Below are 15,282 nucleotides of genomic sequence, written 5' to 3' on the forward strand. Positions count from 1 at the left end.
TCCCCTTTCGACCTAGATCTCTTTGTTTATCTTCTCGAGAACCGCGGTGAAGCACTCGATCTCTTCGTCGGTGAGCAAAGCGGCAATCTCCTTCGCAAAGCTGAGGTGATGCCGGTGATGGTCAAGATACGCATCGTTTCCCTTCTCGGTCAGGCGTATGATATAGGAGCGCCTGTCGTTGTCGGCACGTTCGCGGACGGCGTATCCGCCCTTTTCGAGTCTGTCGACCGTTATCGTGGTGGTGCCGGTCGTGACCCCGAGCGCCTTGGAGAGATCTTTCATGCTCATGCTCCCGAACTGCCCGAGTTTCTCGATTGCGTGTGCACCCGCGACATTGAGCTTTCCCTGCTGAATCACGGACTGCTCCCATGAGGACATGCGGTCGAAGAACTCTACAAGATTTTCATTCAATTCATCTATCGGATCCATATTTTCCCCGTTTCATATTGTTTGATCTGCGTATTATTTGACATAATGATTATTTGACACACACATAGTTTGAATATCAAACAATATATAGTTTTTTTAGACGCAATTTACGAAAAAAATGAGGCAGACCTAAATTCACGGGCGGAACGGGCAGTTCGGGTAACGGCGGATGGACTGACTAAGGGTAAAACTGCGAAAAAAGGTGTGGTAGTTGTGGTGATTTTTGTGGAGTTTGTGGTGGTTGGGGTATGATTTCGGTGGAGTTTGGGGTATGATCTTAGTGTGGTTTTGTGGTTGTGGTGGAGTTTGTTTAGTGTCAGCGTCAGTGGTTACGCTGTTTTGTGGTTGGTGTGGGTGTGGTTGTGGTTGTGTTTGTATTTTTCCTGTGTCTGTCCTTTATTGCTTTGTCTTTGGCTTTTCCGTCTTTCGGCAATTACTGATCATCCCTGACGATCAACGCGCCGCCGAGGAGGAGCACAAGACCGAAGAGCATGGCTATTACGCCCATGAAAGACTGCATGATCATCTCGAGTATCTCAATCTTGAATGTCATTCCCGCGCCCATAAGCAGAAGCATGAGTCCGAGAATAATTGCTACTAATCCTAAATAATCCATATTTCCTCCGATATTGCGGCAGTATCACGGACTGCCGCGGTGTTTACATATCTTTGCCGTATTAATCATGAGTCCTATGATTAAATATTTTTTACTTTTGCAACCCGCAACCTGCGGTTCATAATCCCAGCTGTTTGTAATACAGGTAGACCGCGAGGGCGCCGGCGAAGACCGACATGAGCAGGCAGAAGAGGGCAATCTGGAGATAGCCGTCGGTCTTTTTGCGGATGCGGTTGAGCTCCCCGTCCCTTGCCTTGATGAGCCTTGAGAGTTCCTTCAGTTTGTCGTTTATGTGCCCGGTATCGCCTTTTTTGAGGTAGATTGTGATGTCGTTGAGGATGTTTCTCTCCAGCGGCGGCAGATCGGAGTAGGGCACCTGAATGTCGTTCTCGGTGATGATGCGGTCGAGAAGTTTTTTCCATTCGAGGATGTCCTCTTCGCGTGTCGTCCGCGGGATTATCTTCTCGTCCTTGGAGATGAGAGCCACGAGGTATTCGCGGAGATAGCGCGAGAGTCCGTATCTGTAGCTTATGTCTTCGTCGCTCAGCGAGGCGACCGCCTCATAGATATTTAAGATATCTTCGAGGGTTTTTATCGATTCAAGCTGAAATCCTTCGGTCAGACTTCGGAAGAACTTCGCTTTGAACTTTTTTTCGAGCCTTATGTCATCGCGGTCGCGGATCTGACCCGCACGGTTTCTGCGAACGGCAATCAGGGCTATGACTATTATTATGAAATATGCGACCAGAACGACGGCGGGCACAATTTCGGCAGACAATTCTTCAACCATAATCGAGTTCTCATTATGATTGGGCGCTAAGGGATATATCACTGCTGAAATTTTTGCGGGGTTAAAGAAAAGGGATTTACGGGAGTTACGGGTTTTACGGGTCTGTGGGCTTACGGGGTTACGGCTGAGCGGGCACGGTTCGCGATATGAACATCGAGAGACCCAGAGGCTGCACTACTTCAATCCAGTATTCGTCGCCGGGTTCCAGCTCCCTGTCCGCCGGCAGATGCACGAGAATTATCGCATAGTCGCCGTTGTAGAGAAGTATGGCGTCTTTACCGGCATCGGAGCCCGTATTTCTGTAGATATTCCATTTTCCCGCCGCCGGCGGATTGCCGTTGTCGTAGAGCGGGCTGTCCTGCTCGATGGTGCAATACCCTTCGGGCGTTGCAAAAGAGATTGTCATCTTGGAGAGATCGGCGGGAACAAGGGAGTGCGGACTCCTCATGTATATCCGAATCATCCCGATGTTGCCCGTCGTCGAGTTGCGGATGTACATGACTTCGTCGACGAGGATGGACGAGGAGCTCTGCTCGAGTGCACTGTAGATTACCGCCTGACTTTTCTGAACGGTATGGAAGCCGCTGCCGAGAACTACGTAGGAGAAGGCGGCTGTCACTACGACGAAGGCAAGAAGTACTATTGCGGCTTCAAGCCCGGTAAAGCCTTCCGAAGATATGCGTCCGCCGGCGCTGCGGTCTTTGCGGATCTTCGGGTTTCCCGCGTTTTTCGGAGTTTTTCGGTTGCGGCTCATTTCAGGATTCGAGAATGTATTCTGCGTTTAATATGTTAGATGATATTTAGATTATGCAATAAGTAATTATCTGATATGCCATTTTTAGTCCGCGACCGCGATATTGCGCGTGAAAAGACTGATATATCTTCGATTTTAAAATAGTGATTATGTTGCCTGTGAATATTTTGGATTCCGTCGAATTGCAGATGAGTCTTCTGCTTTTCGTGGCTCTGGGCGGCTATATGCTGGCTTCGCGCATTCATCAGTCGGCGGTCGTGGGAGAGATTCTTATCGGTCTTATCGTGGGACCGAGTTTTCTGGGTCTGATTACGTATACGAGTTTTGTTCAGAGTATAGCTTCGCTGGGCGCCGTTATTCTGATGTTCGTCATAGGTTTTGAGTTTAACATCAGGGATCTGACGGATATACGGTTCGGCATTATCGGTCTTGTGGGCGTGATTGTGCCGTGGCTGGGCGGTTATGCGACGGCGGTTGTCTTCGGTTTCGACAATGTGAGCGCTCTGTTTATAGGTACGGCGCTTACGGCGACGAGTATCGCGATTACCGCGAACGTGCTTCGCGAGATGTCGCTTCTGGAGTCTGCGGCTGCGAAGGCGATTATCGGTACCGCCGTCATCGACGATGTCCTGAGTCTGCTGGCGCTCTCGATTACGGCTTCGGTCGTTGCCGGTTCGTTCTCGCTTGCGTCAATCGGAATTACGATTCTGATTCAGGTGGGCTTCCTTGTCATTGCGGGCGCCGTGGGTATCTTCGTCATCTCGAGGTGGCTGGAGAAGATAGACAGTACCGAGTTTGCCCGCAAGAATCCGGAGTTTGTCTTCATCTTCGCGGTTATGGTTGCGTTCCTCTACGCGACCCTTGCCGAGATGGTGGATGTTTCGGCTATCATCGGTGCGTTCATCGCGGGTGTCTCCTTTAACGGCGTTAAGCTGAAGCACGGCAAGAATATCGAGGAGGGCGCCGATTATCTCTACATCATATTTGCGTCAATATTCTTCGTCTCTCTGGGTATTCTCGTGGATATGTCGGCTCTGACCTTCGATGCCGTCCTGTTCCTCGCGGTTCTGACGGTCGTGGCTATCCTGACCAAGGTCATCGGCTGCGGTGTTCCGGCAAAGCTCCTCGGATATTCCAAGAGCGATTCCGTTGTGATAGGGGTCGGCATGGCGCCGCGCGGCGAGGTGGCGATGGTCGTCGCTCTTATGGGTCTTACCATGGGACTTATCGGTCAGAATATCTACGTGACCATTGTTCTCATGAGTCTGATTACGACGATTCTCACGCCGATTGCTTTGAAGAAGGTTATCAAAGGCAACGGAGATACGCAGGCACCTGCGGCTGAAGGTGCGGGTGAGGCGTAGCACCATAGGCGGAATGTGGAAAACACTTAAATAAAATAAAAAATGCAAAAAACACAAATCGGCAAGTGAAAACTGCTTGCATAAGGCTTGGAATTGCCTGTAAAGGCATGACCGCGCCCCGATAAAAAGGGTACGCACTGCGTACCCTTTTCATTTTATTTTAACTTTATCCTTAGGATTTGCAATCATCAGATTTTGCGGATTCCAAAGCATCATATTCCTTTTTCAATTCGCGCAACAGTTCTTCTTCGGTAGGGAGGAACAGCTTGTATTTTGATGCAAATACCTGCGTCTCGTTTTCCGGCAGGGTATATTTTACAACGGCATCGCTTTTAGCGGCGCAGAGCACGATACCGATTGGCGGGTTATCACCCTCGTTCATCAGTTCCCGCTCAAAATAATGGACATACATCTGCATCTGCCCCAAATCCTGATGCGTCAAATCTCCGACCTTCAGGTCAATAAGAACAAAGCACTTCAAAATGTAGTTGTAAAATACAAGGTCGATTCTGAAATGCCGACCGTCAAAAGTGATCCTTTTTTGTCGTGCGACGAATGAAAAGCCTCTTCCGAGTTCCAGCAGGAAATTTTGAAGATGTGTGATCAGTGCCTGTTCAAGATCGCTCTCGTAAAATTCGTCATTCGGCGTAAGTCCGAGGAACTCAAGCACATACGGATCGCGGATTATGTCTTCCGGCGTTTTTGGCGGTTCCAACTTCTTAATTTCCTGCGATACCGCATCCTTATTGCGGCTGGAAAGCAGTCTCTCATAGAAAAATGTGTTAATCTGCCTTTCCAACTGTCTTGTGCTCCACTGTGATTTTACGGCTTCGTCAAGGTAGAACTGCCTTGCATTTTCGTTTTCAACCCGCATTAAAAGGCGGTAGTGCGTCCAGCTCAATTCACTGCGCAATGCGTCTTCGTTCGGGAAGGTAAGATAGAACTTGCGCATATTTTTGAGATTAGTAACATTAAACCCCTTACCGTAATCCTTCGTCATCTGAACGGAAAGTTCCTCGATCAGTCCGTCCCCATATTCGGCACGGTCTTCTCCACCCTGTTCGTCAATTATGGACTTTCCAATCTGCCAATAGGCTTCGACCATGGCATAACTTGCTGTCTGAAAGACCTTGTCTCGTGCCGCATCAATTATGCCTCTAATCTCGTCATAGAATCTGCCGTTCATATCATATACCCCATATTTGATATTCGCCCAGACATCCTAAAATATCTTATAGTTGTGTTTAACGCCGACAGCAAAAAAGGTACGCACTGCGTACCTTTTTCAGAAAAGCAATATAAATAACTTTTCCCGATCCGCAAAAAAGGTACGCACTGCGTACCCTTTTTGAAAAACAATTTTTTAGGCATATATATAGAAAACAAACAATATACGTGCAGATTATTTTTGAAGATCAAGGTCGGAGTCAGGTTCAACCCGCTACAAAGTGCGTACCCTTTTCAGGAAACCTATATAAAAATATTTCCCCGCTCTGCAAAAAAGATGCGCACTGCGTACCCTTTTTGGAAAACAATTTTTCAGACAGATATTACGAAAACAAACGATATACACACAGATTATTCTTTAGGATCACGGTCTGAATCAGCATTCAATACGCTACAAAGTGCGTACCCTTTTCGAAATTTCGCTTAAAAAAACTTTCGCCGTTTTTCACCGATGCCGAGTGCAAAAAAGGTACGAAGTGCGTACCCTTTTCAGGAAACTCCTATAAATAAATTTCCCAAACCTGCAAAAAAGGTACGCACTGCGTACCCTTTTTGGAAAACAATTATTCAGACAGATATTACGAAAACAATCAATATACGCGCAGATTATTTTTTAGGATCACGGTCAGAGTCAGCTCCAATCCGCTACAAAATGCGTACCTTTTTCAAATTTTCGCTTAAAAAACTTTCGCCGATTTTTGCAGAATATCAGCGTAAAAAAAGGATCAATTGAATCATTTTGATTTAAGCTTAATCATATTTCCGGATATTTCAATTGTATTATTTAACAGTTGTAACGCGGAGTCTAAATACGGAACCATTTTCGGAGAAGATCTCTGGAATCCCTGTAACCTTGCCACAGTACGATATAACCCGTCCTTATCGATAGAAACATTTTGTTCTATTATTACACGCATACCTGCTGCCAACTCTTCAGGAGCTATCTCTTTGATCTCACGATATACTCCGGGGTCATCCCCTGGGATCCTGAAAACATATGAATTCCTGTCTTTAAGATATAAAAAGCCATTTCGTCTTATTATTCCATAATCTATGCAGTCCTTCATAAAATATTCATACTTACTTTTTACAGTACTTGTAACTTTATCTTTACCGAATACCGACTTAACTATCCTCTTCAATAAGAAACCTTCATTCACTGGTGCCTCGATCTCCAATACGGCTAATACAATATCCACTACTTTATCAAACGATTTCCCATTCAGAGAGTCATTGGCGAGAGTATATACTGGAAATCCCGAATCATTTTCATCTATTTCTCCCTCAAAGGAATCATCTTCAGATATCAAAGAGTCCTTGAAATCGTCTTTTGCCGAGATTACTCTCTCGGCACGGGAATCGGTGATTGCATTTTTAACAGCTTCGAGAAGTCTCTCTTTTTCTACGGCTTTATTCCTGAACCAGTCCGTAGACCAGATGCGGTAGAATTTCCAGCCCATACTCTCCAGAATTTCCTGACGGAGTCTGTCTCTGTCTCTGGCATTCTTTGATGAATGATAGGTGGCACCGTCGCATTCTATCGCCAATAAATAATCCGAAGTGTCCGGTCTCCTTAATCCGAGATCAATCCTAAATTGAGAACATCCGACCTGCGTATCGACCTTATAGCCTTTACTTCTAAGGAACTCACAGACTTCTTCCTCAAACGGCGAATCAAACCGTTCAAACGGATCCACTTCAACGGATCTGTCAAGGGCAATCGTGCCGTTTTCGGCATAATCAAGATATTCCCTAAGAAGTCTCGAACCTTCCGCCCGGGTTCTGCTCAGATCAATATCCATGTATTTTATGGAAGCTACAAGTTGAACGCTTATTTTTGCACGGGTTACTGCAACATTAAGCCTTCTTTCACCGCCGACTTTGTTAAGCGGTCCGAAGTTGTGAAGTAATTTACCTGCTGAATCTTTTGCGTATCCTACACTGAATATGATGGTGTCTCTTTCATCACCCTGAACGGTTTCCAGATTTTTAACAAAGAACGGTTCTTCAGCATCTTTGCGGAAGAAATATTCTTTTGACGGATCCGTTTCTCTTCTCTTGGAGAGTAGATTGTCAATCAAATCCTGTTGAGATACACTGAAGGCAACGACACCGAGACTTCTGTCTGGGTGTTTTTCAATATTTTTAAAGATAAGATCCACAATGTATTCGGCTTCTTTGCGGTTGGTCTTTGAATGATGATCAAAGGATCCTCCGTCGACATAGAAGAATTCAACGCCCTCATCATTCCTTTTTGTAATGGATGAAGGGAACGTAATAAGTTCGTTGTCATAGAAATTCTTGTTGGAGAATGCTATAAGCTCTTCAAATCTGCTCCTGTAATGCCATCTCAGACGCTTTTGACTCACGGATGCCGCACATATGTCAAGAATCGACTCGAAGTCGGTCACATCCCCGGTTTCCTCATCATCGTCATGCACCTCGGCGGTTGATACGAAGAAATTGCTGGGGGGCATCTGCTTCGAATCGCCCACCACAATCATCTTATCGGCACGATATATTGAACCGACAGCGTCCTGAGGGAAGATTTGTGAGGCTTCATCAAATACAACCAGATCGAATTTGATGCTCTTTTGTGTAAGAAACGTGCTTACACTCTGCGGAGACATAAGGAAACACGGTTTCAGTTCCTGTATGAATGTACCGAGTTCATCAAGCAGATTTCTGACACTCTTCTGTTTTCTCTTCTTTTTACCTTCTCTCATCAGAATTGCCGCGGGGCTTTTGGCAGAAACAAACTCCAGAGAGGGTCTTTTTGCCGCCAATTTCGCCCTTATCTGGGATATACTGATGTTAAACTGTAATTTGTCAAGCTGAACAAAATTCTCGACCTGTTTGTCATGCGTAATCCTGTTAAACGCGAGCAATTCATCCGAAGAATGAATAATACAATCTATCCATTGCTCATAGTATTTGTATTTAAATGAGATTGGAATATGCTGAGAAGGCACATTTGCCGCAATTGCGGCATCGACAAACCTGTCGATTCCCAGATCATGCATCTGCATGTAAAGACGATTGAACCGTGACCAGTTCTCAAGTTTATTGCTTTCATTTTTACATGCCGTCATCTTGTCGCGTGACTGCGCAAGATCCGCGTTGTAGATATCATAGGATTCCACATCAAAACATCCCGCAAGATAATCCGCCGTTGCTTTGGATTCATTGAGGACTTTCTTAAGATCATAACTTATCAGATCGAATTCGTCACGGCATTTCTGATACTCCTCATTATCCATGCAGGATATTTTAGGTAAGTCACCTGTGATCTGAAGTGCCGTTCCGAAATAATACAGTTCGTTATTGATCTTTTCCCAGTCCGAATCATACCCTGTGTATAAAGTTCCGAGTGAACTCTTTACGGGTCCTTCCATCTCGGCATATTCACCCAAAAGCTGACGATATATGGACAATTTCTGCGTTATTCTAACGGCTTCGTCATATGAGACTTTCTTCCTGCTTTTGCTGTAAAAACGCAGATCGCTCATTATGTCCTTATATTCACCGCTTAAGATCCTTGAGGTGAAACTCTTGTATTTTCCAGTCAGACGATAGTGATAGTGTCCTCCGTCGAGCACGTATATTTCTTCATCATATTTTTCCTCGATTTCGGATTTTAATGAGATAATACGCCTCGCCAGAACTCCCATCTTCCAGAGTTCTTCCTTGATATAATCAAAACGCTCTCTCTCAAAAAAGGTCGGCGTAATCAGATTGCATCTTGCGGCGACAAGAAATATAGTGCCGGATTTTGCCGCCTTGGAGATTGAACCGAGATTTACGCCGTATTTTTCCGCAACAGATGTCTCTATATTCGCAAGTTGTCCGAAGACATCAGCCATAATGCCGACTGATTCTTTTACCTTTTCATAAGTCTGATAATTTGTGTCCGGATTGTTATAACCGTACCAGGGATTATTCTTGTACTGATAGCCGATTGACGGAATAAAATCAACGTACTGCTCAAGGAGATTGATTGCCGACCGGAGATAATCTTCGTCTTTACTTTCTATATCCTCAAGTGTAAGTTTGACTTCCTTTGCATCACGGCACGCGGCACATTCGGAGTATAACTGATATAATGAACGGTTGATTCCCTCACGTTTTTTGTGAAGTTCGACTTCGTATGAATCAAGTATCTTCTGACTCTTTTCTTTGGATAAGATCTTCTCATCGGCAATGTTGGAGACCGTGGTCTTTGCCAGACTCATTGTCTTGCAGAGGTTATCGATGACTTCTTTTTTATTGGCTTTGTAACTGTGCAGTTCCAGACAGAATTCATCCAGTCTTGCTTTCTTCAGTTTTTCAAATACGACATTTAATGCCGCCTGCTTCTCGGATACGAAGAGGACTTTTTTGCCGTCATAAAGACATTCGGCGATAATATTTGTAATGGTCTGACTTTTTCCCGTGCCCGGAGGTCCCTGAAGAACAAAACTTTTTCCGGCTTTAGCCATCTCGATTGCTTCTATCTGACTTGAATCCGCGTCAACAACGTTGTGAAGTTCTATCAGCGGGTTGGAAAGCCGATATTCGCTTTCGTCGAACTCAAATCCGTCATTTTCTGATGATTCGCCGAGCAATTTTCGTATATTGGCGTTTCTAAGGATTGCTTCCTTGTTATTCATCAGATCCTTATACATGTTCAGCTTATTGAACGAGAAAATCCCTATTTTACATTCATGAGATACCGTCCAGCCGAGTTTCCCGACCATTGACTCGATTTTCGAGAGGTAATCGTAGAGTGTTCCGTCCTCATATTCGGGGAGAACTATTCCGCGTTCAGCCTGTATTTTGTAGCTGAATACGGGATTTAAGAGGATTTCATCCTCCGACATCTCGACATACCACGGATCTATCGCCGAATCGTTTCTGAATTTGACCGGCACCAGCAGAACCGGCGCTCTGAAAAATTGCCTGGACTCATCGCTTTCGTTCCAGTGAATGAATCCGAATGCGAGATATGCGACATTGTTACCCGTCTCTTCAATATACGCCCTCGCCTTTTTGTCGATGTTCTTGAGCGCCGTCACAGGGCTTACATTCGGATTATACAGAAGGATTTGACGGGATTTTTTAATTTTTGGACAATATTTTGCGAGATATTCTTCACGGTTAAGTTTTACGGGCTTTTCGGTTTCTTCTTCGCCGTCTTCAGGTTCATAGTCGAAATAGTCGTCAAATGTGGTATCAATGATCTCGGGATTATATACTTCAAGTGAGAATGAGGTCTCTATTTTGTCAAATAATTCCGATGCAGACGGCAGGATTATTTCAAGAGTGGAAACCTTGGTATCTCTGAAATTTACCAGATTGTTTCGTTTCCCGGTATCCAATAACAGACTCGCCCATTTCTCTAATTTCTTTGTGTCCATACTGATCCCTTCGTTCAGGCATTGCCGTATAAAACCCGTATTCGGTGTTTACGCCTGCCAGTCGGCGCATTCCGAATAATGTAATTGAAACGCCCTCATTTTATCATGGTCACGGAAAATGAGTCTGCCAGAATAATTAATAGTGTTTCATAAACCCATATTATGCTTTCCTTTGTCAATATATCGCCAAAAATCACGAATTTTATGGTCAAAAACACTAAAAAACACACAAGAACCTTTAGAACATCAAAAAACATCAGAATTGCAAAATCATAAAAAACGGACCCAGCGGGAATCGAACCCGCGTCTTTGGGTTCGAAGCCCAAAAGGATATCCTCTACCCTATGGGTCCGCACAGGGTGATAAAATAACGCTATTAGTATTGAATCTGATAAGATTAAAAAACAGCGGATTAAGAGTGTGCTTACAGGCACTCTTCCGCTTTGATAAGCTCTTTGCCCGCCGCAAGAAGTTTCTTGACCGCCGACGTGACGTCATCGACGCGGATGATGAGAACCGCGCCGTTCCTGCCCGAATACGCATACGCATACTCGATATTGATACCCGCATCCCCGAGAATCGACGCCGTCTCGTAAAGACCTCCCGGTCTGTCCTCCATCTTGATACCGATAACATCCGTATACGAAACCATGAAACCGATATCCGCGAGCTTCTTCAGAGCCGCCGTCGACTTATCCACGATAAGCCTCACGACGCCGAAACCTTTCGACTCGGCAATCGAGAAAGCATAGATGTTAACGTCCGCCTCCTCGAGCCCCTTCGCAATCGCCGAAAGGCGACCGGGTTTGTTCTCGGAAAAGACCGAGATCTGTCTTATAACATACTTGCAAGAATCTGAATTTTCCGTCATTATAATACTCTCCTGTCAATAACTCTCTTCGCCTTACCCTCGAAACGCGGAAGCGAATCCGGCGCCGTAAGCTCCACATCCACGCTCACGTTGAGTGCGTTCTTAAGCTCATACGCCACCTTCTTTCTTATCTCGAGAAGATCGTCGATCTTATCCGAGAAGAACTCCTTACGCAGCTCCACCTGAACACGCATGCTGTCCAGCGAACCGTCGCGGGTCACTATAATCATGTAGTTCTGACCCGAGATCTCGGGTATCTGCATAAGACAGTGCTCCACCTGCGACGGGAAGACATTGATGCCGCGGATAATCAGCATATCGTCGACCCTTCCCGTAAGGCGGCTGATACGCGGATGCGTGCACCCGCAGGGACAAACCGAAGTGTCCAGCGAAGTAATATCGCCCACGCGGTAGCGTATCATGGGCATTGCCTCCTTCTGAAGCACCGTCACCACAAGCTCGCCGCTCTCTCCGTCGGGAAGATTCTCGCCCGTCTCCGAATCGATAACCTCGGTATAGGCGATATCGCCCCAGATATGAATACCCTTCTGCTCGGCGCAATCGGTAAACATCGGACCCGAAATTTCTGAAGTGCCGAAGATATTGTGGGCGCGGATACCCAGCCTCTCCTGAATCCTGTCGCGCATACCCGCAGTCCACGGCTCCGCTCCCAGAACCGCGACGCGAAGCGAAGTATCGTTCTTAATCGAAACACCCATCTTCTCGGCAACGTCGCTGATATGGTTCAGATACGACGGCGTGCACGCGATAGCAGTCACGTTGAGATCCTGAATCAGCGTAATCTGCTTCTCGGTACTGCCGACGCTTGCCGGAACAACGGTGGCGCCGACCTTCTCGGCGCCGTAGTGCAGCCCGAGACCGCCCGTAAACAGACCGTAACCGTAGGAAACCTGCATCACATCCCCGCGGCCGATACCGCACGAAGTCAGCGAACGTGCAAGCGACTCCGTCCAGACATCCAGATCCTTCTGCGTATATCCGACCACGGTCGGCTTTCCCGTCGTTCCCGACGAAACATGATAACGCACAAGCTCATCCGTCGAAGCCGTAAACATCTTGTTGGGATAATTGTCGCGGAGATCCTTCTTGTACATGAAAGGAAGTTTCTTCACGTCGGCAAGAGAACGGATATCGTCGGGGTGAACCCCCGCATCCTTCATCCTGTCGTGATAAAACGGCGAAAAACTGTAAAGTCTGTAGACCAGCGTCTTCATCAGCTTATACTGAAGCTTCCTCAGTTCATCGACAGGCATCTCCTCAATTCTAGGATTCCATCTCAAAATTTGTCACCTCTCTTATCGACAACGCGCTTTGCCTTGCCCTCAAACCTCGGAAGCGACTCCGGCTCAACAAGTGCAATCTCGGTTCTCACCTGTAATATTGCTTTCAGCTGTTCTTGTATCTTGCGCTGAATCCTCTCGAGATCGCGAAGTTCCCCGCTGAAGAACTCCTTCTTGATCTCGACCTCAATCTTCATCTCGTCGAGGTGGTTGACGCGGTCGACATAGACCATGAACTGATCCCCTACTTCGGGAATCGACTTCAGAACATCCTCGATCTGCGACGGGAAAACGTTGATGCCGCGGATAACCAGCATATCGTCGCTCCTTCCCGTAAGACGCGCAATCTTCGCACCGCGGCCGCACGGGCACTCGTCCTCGAGGATCATGGTAATGTCGCCCGTACGATACCTCAGAAGCGGCATCGCCTCCTTGACAATCGGCGTCACGACAAGCTCTCCCTTATTACCCGGCTCCAGAACCTCGCCCGTCTTCGGATCGATAATCTCCACGATATACGAATCGTGCCAGAAATGCAGACCGTTCCTCTCCTCGCACTCGAACGCCGCACCCGGACCGTACATCTCGCTCATGCCGTAGGAATCGAAAGCCCTCACGCCGAGCCTCTCCTCCAGCGCCTTTCGCATATTGTCCGACCACGGCTCCGCACCGAAAAGACCCGTCTTCAGCGTCGGCAGGTCGGTTCCCATACTCTCCGCAACCTCGGCAAGATGCATCGCATAACTCGGCGTCGCATGAAGTGCGGTAACGCCGAAATCGTTTATCATCTCAATCTGCCGCTTCGTATTGCCCGTGCCCGACGGAACCACCGTCATACCTATCTTCTCGGCGCCGTAGTGGAAACCGAGACCGCCGGTAAACAGACCGTAGTTGACGGCATTCTGGAACGTATCCTCATCCGTAAGACCCGTCATTGTCATGTTGCGGGCAATAAGCTCAGACCAGTTGTCGAGATCCTTCCTCGTATATCCCACGACCGTCGGCTTGCCCGTCGTTCCCGAAGTCGTGTGAATGCGCACGACCTGCTTCTTCGGCACCGCAAAAAAGCCGAACGGATACCCCGTGCGCAGATCCGTCTTCCTCGTAAACGGCAGTTTTTGAATGTCGCTTATCTTCCTGATGCCGTCGGCATCGACGCCCGACTCATTGAGCATCTTTTTGTAGAAAGGTATATTTTCCGCCTGACGGATAGTCCACTTCAGGCGCTTCAACTGAAGACTCTCGAGAGCATCCCCCTTAAGAGTCTCCATCTCTTTATTCCAGAACATTTGCACTACTATGTTATGCGATAGCATGACAATATAATATCGCTATCGTCCCAAAGCCCCCGCAGACCCGACGCAAAGACGCCGAGCCGAAACAGGATACCGGATACCGGAATACCAAAATACCGAAATACCCGAATACACGAATACACGAAAAACGCGGGTGCGGAATTTTTCACAAGTATTATACATGTACTTAACAAACTGAAATAACATGGATAAGAAAATTCTATCTGTATGCATTATCGCACTCGCGGTGCTTGCCGCTGTGTTTGCGGGATGTACGGGCACGCAGCAGTCTGCCGCAACCGCAACACCCACACCCGTAACGAACACCGACAACCCGACGGCCGCACCCACGGAAACCGAGGCTCAGACCGAGGCTCCGACAACGGCAGTCATTGAAAAGACCGTCTACATCATCGGTATCGACGGCGAATACCCTCCGTATTCCTACGTTGACAAAGACGGAAACGCACAGGGATTCGATGTCGACTGTGCAAAATGGATCGCCGAAGACCAGGGCTTTGAAGTAAAATTCCAGCCGACCGCATGGGACGGAATCATCCCCGCACTTCTTGCAAAGAAGATTGATATGGTCTACGCAGGTATGTCAATCACACCCGAACGTGCCGCCAAAGTCACCTTCTCGGATGTCTACTGGGTAACCAACCAGGGCGTTGCCGTAAAGAAAGGCTCGTTCATCACGATTGACGACGTCAAGTCCGGCAAAGCAAAGATCGGAACCCAGAGAGGCTGCACCGCTGCCGAATGGATCCAGAACGAATTAATCGACAAGGGAATCCTTGACGCAAGCAAACTCGTATTATACGACAACTTCCCGCTCGCACTCACCGACCTCGAGAACGGCCGCATCGATGCCGCAATGTACGACACACCCGTCGTCAGGAAGTCAATCGAAGGCAAAAACCTTGAATTCCTCGGCACAATCGAGACCGGCGAAGAATACGGTATTGCCATCAGAAACGAGGACACCGAACTTCTCGAGAAGATGAACGCGGGTCTCAAGAACCTGAAAGCCAGCCCGGCGTGGGCAGAACTCGTAGCGAAACACGAACTCGAGTAAACCAAAAGCGTCCGGCAAAAACGGACACACTGAAAAGATCAAAAAATAACCATATTTTTTGATTTAGCAACTTTTAGAGCCCGCAGTATTCTCTTTTACGCAATCGTGCGGCAGACGCATACAGCCGATTAAGCCGCATGCTACCTGCACAAATATTATAC

General features: G+C 47.1%; 11 protein-coding genes and 1 tRNA gene. 2 read left to right on the forward strand and 10 right to left on the reverse strand.

Features of this window, described 5'->3' with window-relative positions; translation table 11 throughout:
- Positions 1-12 precede the first annotated feature (12 nt).
- The 4 genes from T502_RS00640 to T502_RS08435 all read right to left on the reverse strand — a co-directional run bounded on the left by T502_RS00640 (position 13) and on the right by T502_RS08435 (position 2,589).
- Positions 13-429 (reverse strand): MarR family winged helix-turn-helix transcriptional regulator, encoded by a 417-nt coding sequence (locus T502_RS00640; protein ID WP_042705167.1) that lies wholly within the window; start codon positions 427-429, stop codon positions 13-15.
- 433 nt (positions 430-862) lie between these two features.
- Entirely contained in the window at positions 863-1,045 is a 183-nt protein-coding gene (locus T502_RS00650; protein WP_042705169.1) for a hypothetical protein, read from the reverse strand.
- 118 nt (positions 1,046-1,163) lie between these two features.
- On the reverse strand, positions 1,164-1,835 hold the full coding sequence (locus T502_RS00655) for a hypothetical protein (RefSeq protein ID WP_042705170.1): 672 nt from the start codon (positions 1,833-1,835) through the stop codon (positions 1,164-1,166).
- A 118-nt stretch (positions 1,836-1,953) separates the two neighbouring features.
- A complete protein-coding gene (locus T502_RS08435; RefSeq protein WP_052358939.1) occupies positions 1,954-2,589 on the reverse strand; it encodes an archaellin/type IV pilin N-terminal domain-containing protein in 636 nt (211 codons plus the stop codon).
- Positions 2,590-2,777: 188 nt separating this feature from the next.
- Here T502_RS08435 and T502_RS00665 point away from each other — a divergent pair, with 188 nt between their 5' ends.
- Positions 2,778-3,953 carry a cation:proton antiporter gene (locus tag T502_RS00665; RefSeq protein ID WP_245597717.1) on the forward strand — a complete coding sequence of 392 codons (1,176 nt, stop codon included), beginning with the start codon at positions 2,778-2,780 and terminating at the stop codon, positions 3,951-3,953.
- 172 nt (positions 3,954-4,125) lie between these two features.
- Here the strand turns inward: T502_RS00665 and T502_RS00670 are convergent, their stop codons facing one another.
- The 6 genes from T502_RS00670 to T502_RS00705 all read right to left on the reverse strand — a co-directional run bounded on the left by T502_RS00670 (position 4,126) and on the right by T502_RS00705 (position 14,037).
- Positions 4,126-5,139 carry a PDDEXK nuclease domain-containing protein gene (locus T502_RS00670; protein WP_042705171.1) on the reverse strand — a complete coding sequence of 338 codons (1,014 nt, stop codon included), beginning with the start codon at positions 5,137-5,139 and terminating at the stop codon, positions 4,126-4,128.
- 775 nt (positions 5,140-5,914) lie between these two features.
- The gene (locus T502_RS00680; RefSeq protein ID WP_042705173.1) at positions 5,915-10,576 is read right to left on the reverse strand and encodes a DUF4011 domain-containing protein; all 4,662 of its coding nucleotides are present in this window, start codon (positions 10,574-10,576) and stop codon (positions 5,915-5,917) included.
- A 280-nt stretch (positions 10,577-10,856) separates the two neighbouring features.
- Positions 10,857-10,928 (reverse strand) — tRNA-Arg (locus T502_RS00690).
- Positions 10,929-11,000: 72 nt separating this feature from the next.
- On the reverse strand, positions 11,001-11,447 hold the full coding sequence (locus T502_RS00695) for an ACT domain-containing protein (RefSeq protein WP_042705175.1): 447 nt from the start codon (positions 11,445-11,447) through the stop codon (positions 11,001-11,003).
- Positions 11,447-12,748: a phenylacetate--CoA ligase family protein gene (locus T502_RS00700; protein WP_394296300.1), complete on the reverse strand. Its 1,302-nt coding sequence runs from the start codon at positions 12,746-12,748 to the stop codon at positions 11,447-11,449. Before T502_RS00700 ends, T502_RS00695 begins: the two co-directional genes overlap by 1 nt.
- Complete coding sequence (locus T502_RS00705; RefSeq protein WP_042705177.1) at positions 12,745-14,037, reverse strand: phenylacetate--CoA ligase family protein; 1,293 nt, start codon at positions 14,035-14,037, stop codon at positions 12,745-12,747. The genes T502_RS00700 and T502_RS00705 overlap by 4 nt, the downstream gene beginning before the upstream one ends.
- Before the next feature lie 211 nt (positions 14,038-14,248).
- On the opposite strand from T502_RS00705, the gene T502_RS00710 reads away from it, so the two are divergent.
- Positions 14,249-15,121 (forward strand): ABC transporter substrate-binding protein, encoded by an 873-nt coding sequence (locus T502_RS00710; RefSeq protein ID WP_042705178.1) that lies wholly within the window; start codon positions 14,249-14,251, stop codon positions 15,119-15,121.
- Positions 15,122-15,282: the final 161 nt, after the last annotated feature.

It is taken from the genome of Methanomicrobium mobile BP (assembly GCF_000711215.1).
Classification (GTDB): Archaea; Halobacteriota; Methanomicrobia; order Methanomicrobiales; family Methanomicrobiaceae; genus Methanomicrobium; species Methanomicrobium mobile.

Coding starts and splice junctions, on each gene's coding strand:
- T502_RS00705 (WP_042705177.1), bottom strand. CDS start 14,037: ATGTTCTGGAATAAAGAGATGGAGACTCTTAAGGGGGATGCTCTCGAG.
- T502_RS00670 (WP_042705171.1), bottom strand. CDS start 5,139: ATGAACGGCAGATTCTATGACGAGATTAGAGGCATAATTGATGCGGCA.
- T502_RS00655 (WP_042705170.1), bottom strand. CDS start 1,835: ATGGTTGAAGAATTGTCTGCCGAAATTGTGCCCGCCGTCGTTCTGGTC.
- T502_RS00695 (WP_042705175.1), bottom strand. CDS start 11,447: ATGACGGAAAATTCAGATTCTTGCAAGTATGTTATAAGACAGATCTCG.
- T502_RS00650 (WP_042705169.1), bottom strand. CDS start 1,045: ATGGATTATTTAGGATTAGTAGCAATTATTCTCGGACTCATGCTTCTG.
- T502_RS00710 (WP_042705178.1), top strand. CDS start 14,249: ATGGATAAGAAAATTCTATCTGTATGCATTATCGCACTCGCGGTGCTT.
- T502_RS00665 (WP_245597717.1), top strand. CDS start 2,778: ATGAGTCTTCTGCTTTTCGTGGCTCTGGGCGGCTATATGCTGGCTTCG.
- T502_RS08435 (WP_052358939.1), bottom strand. CDS start 2,589: ATGAGCCGCAACCGAAAAACTCCGAAAAACGCGGGAAACCCGAAGATC.
- T502_RS00640 (WP_042705167.1), bottom strand. CDS start 429: ATGGATCCGATAGATGAATTGAATGAAAATCTTGTAGAGTTCTTCGAC.
- T502_RS00680 (WP_042705173.1), bottom strand. CDS start 10,576: ATGGACACAAAGAAATTAGAGAAATGGGCGAGTCTGTTATTGGATACC.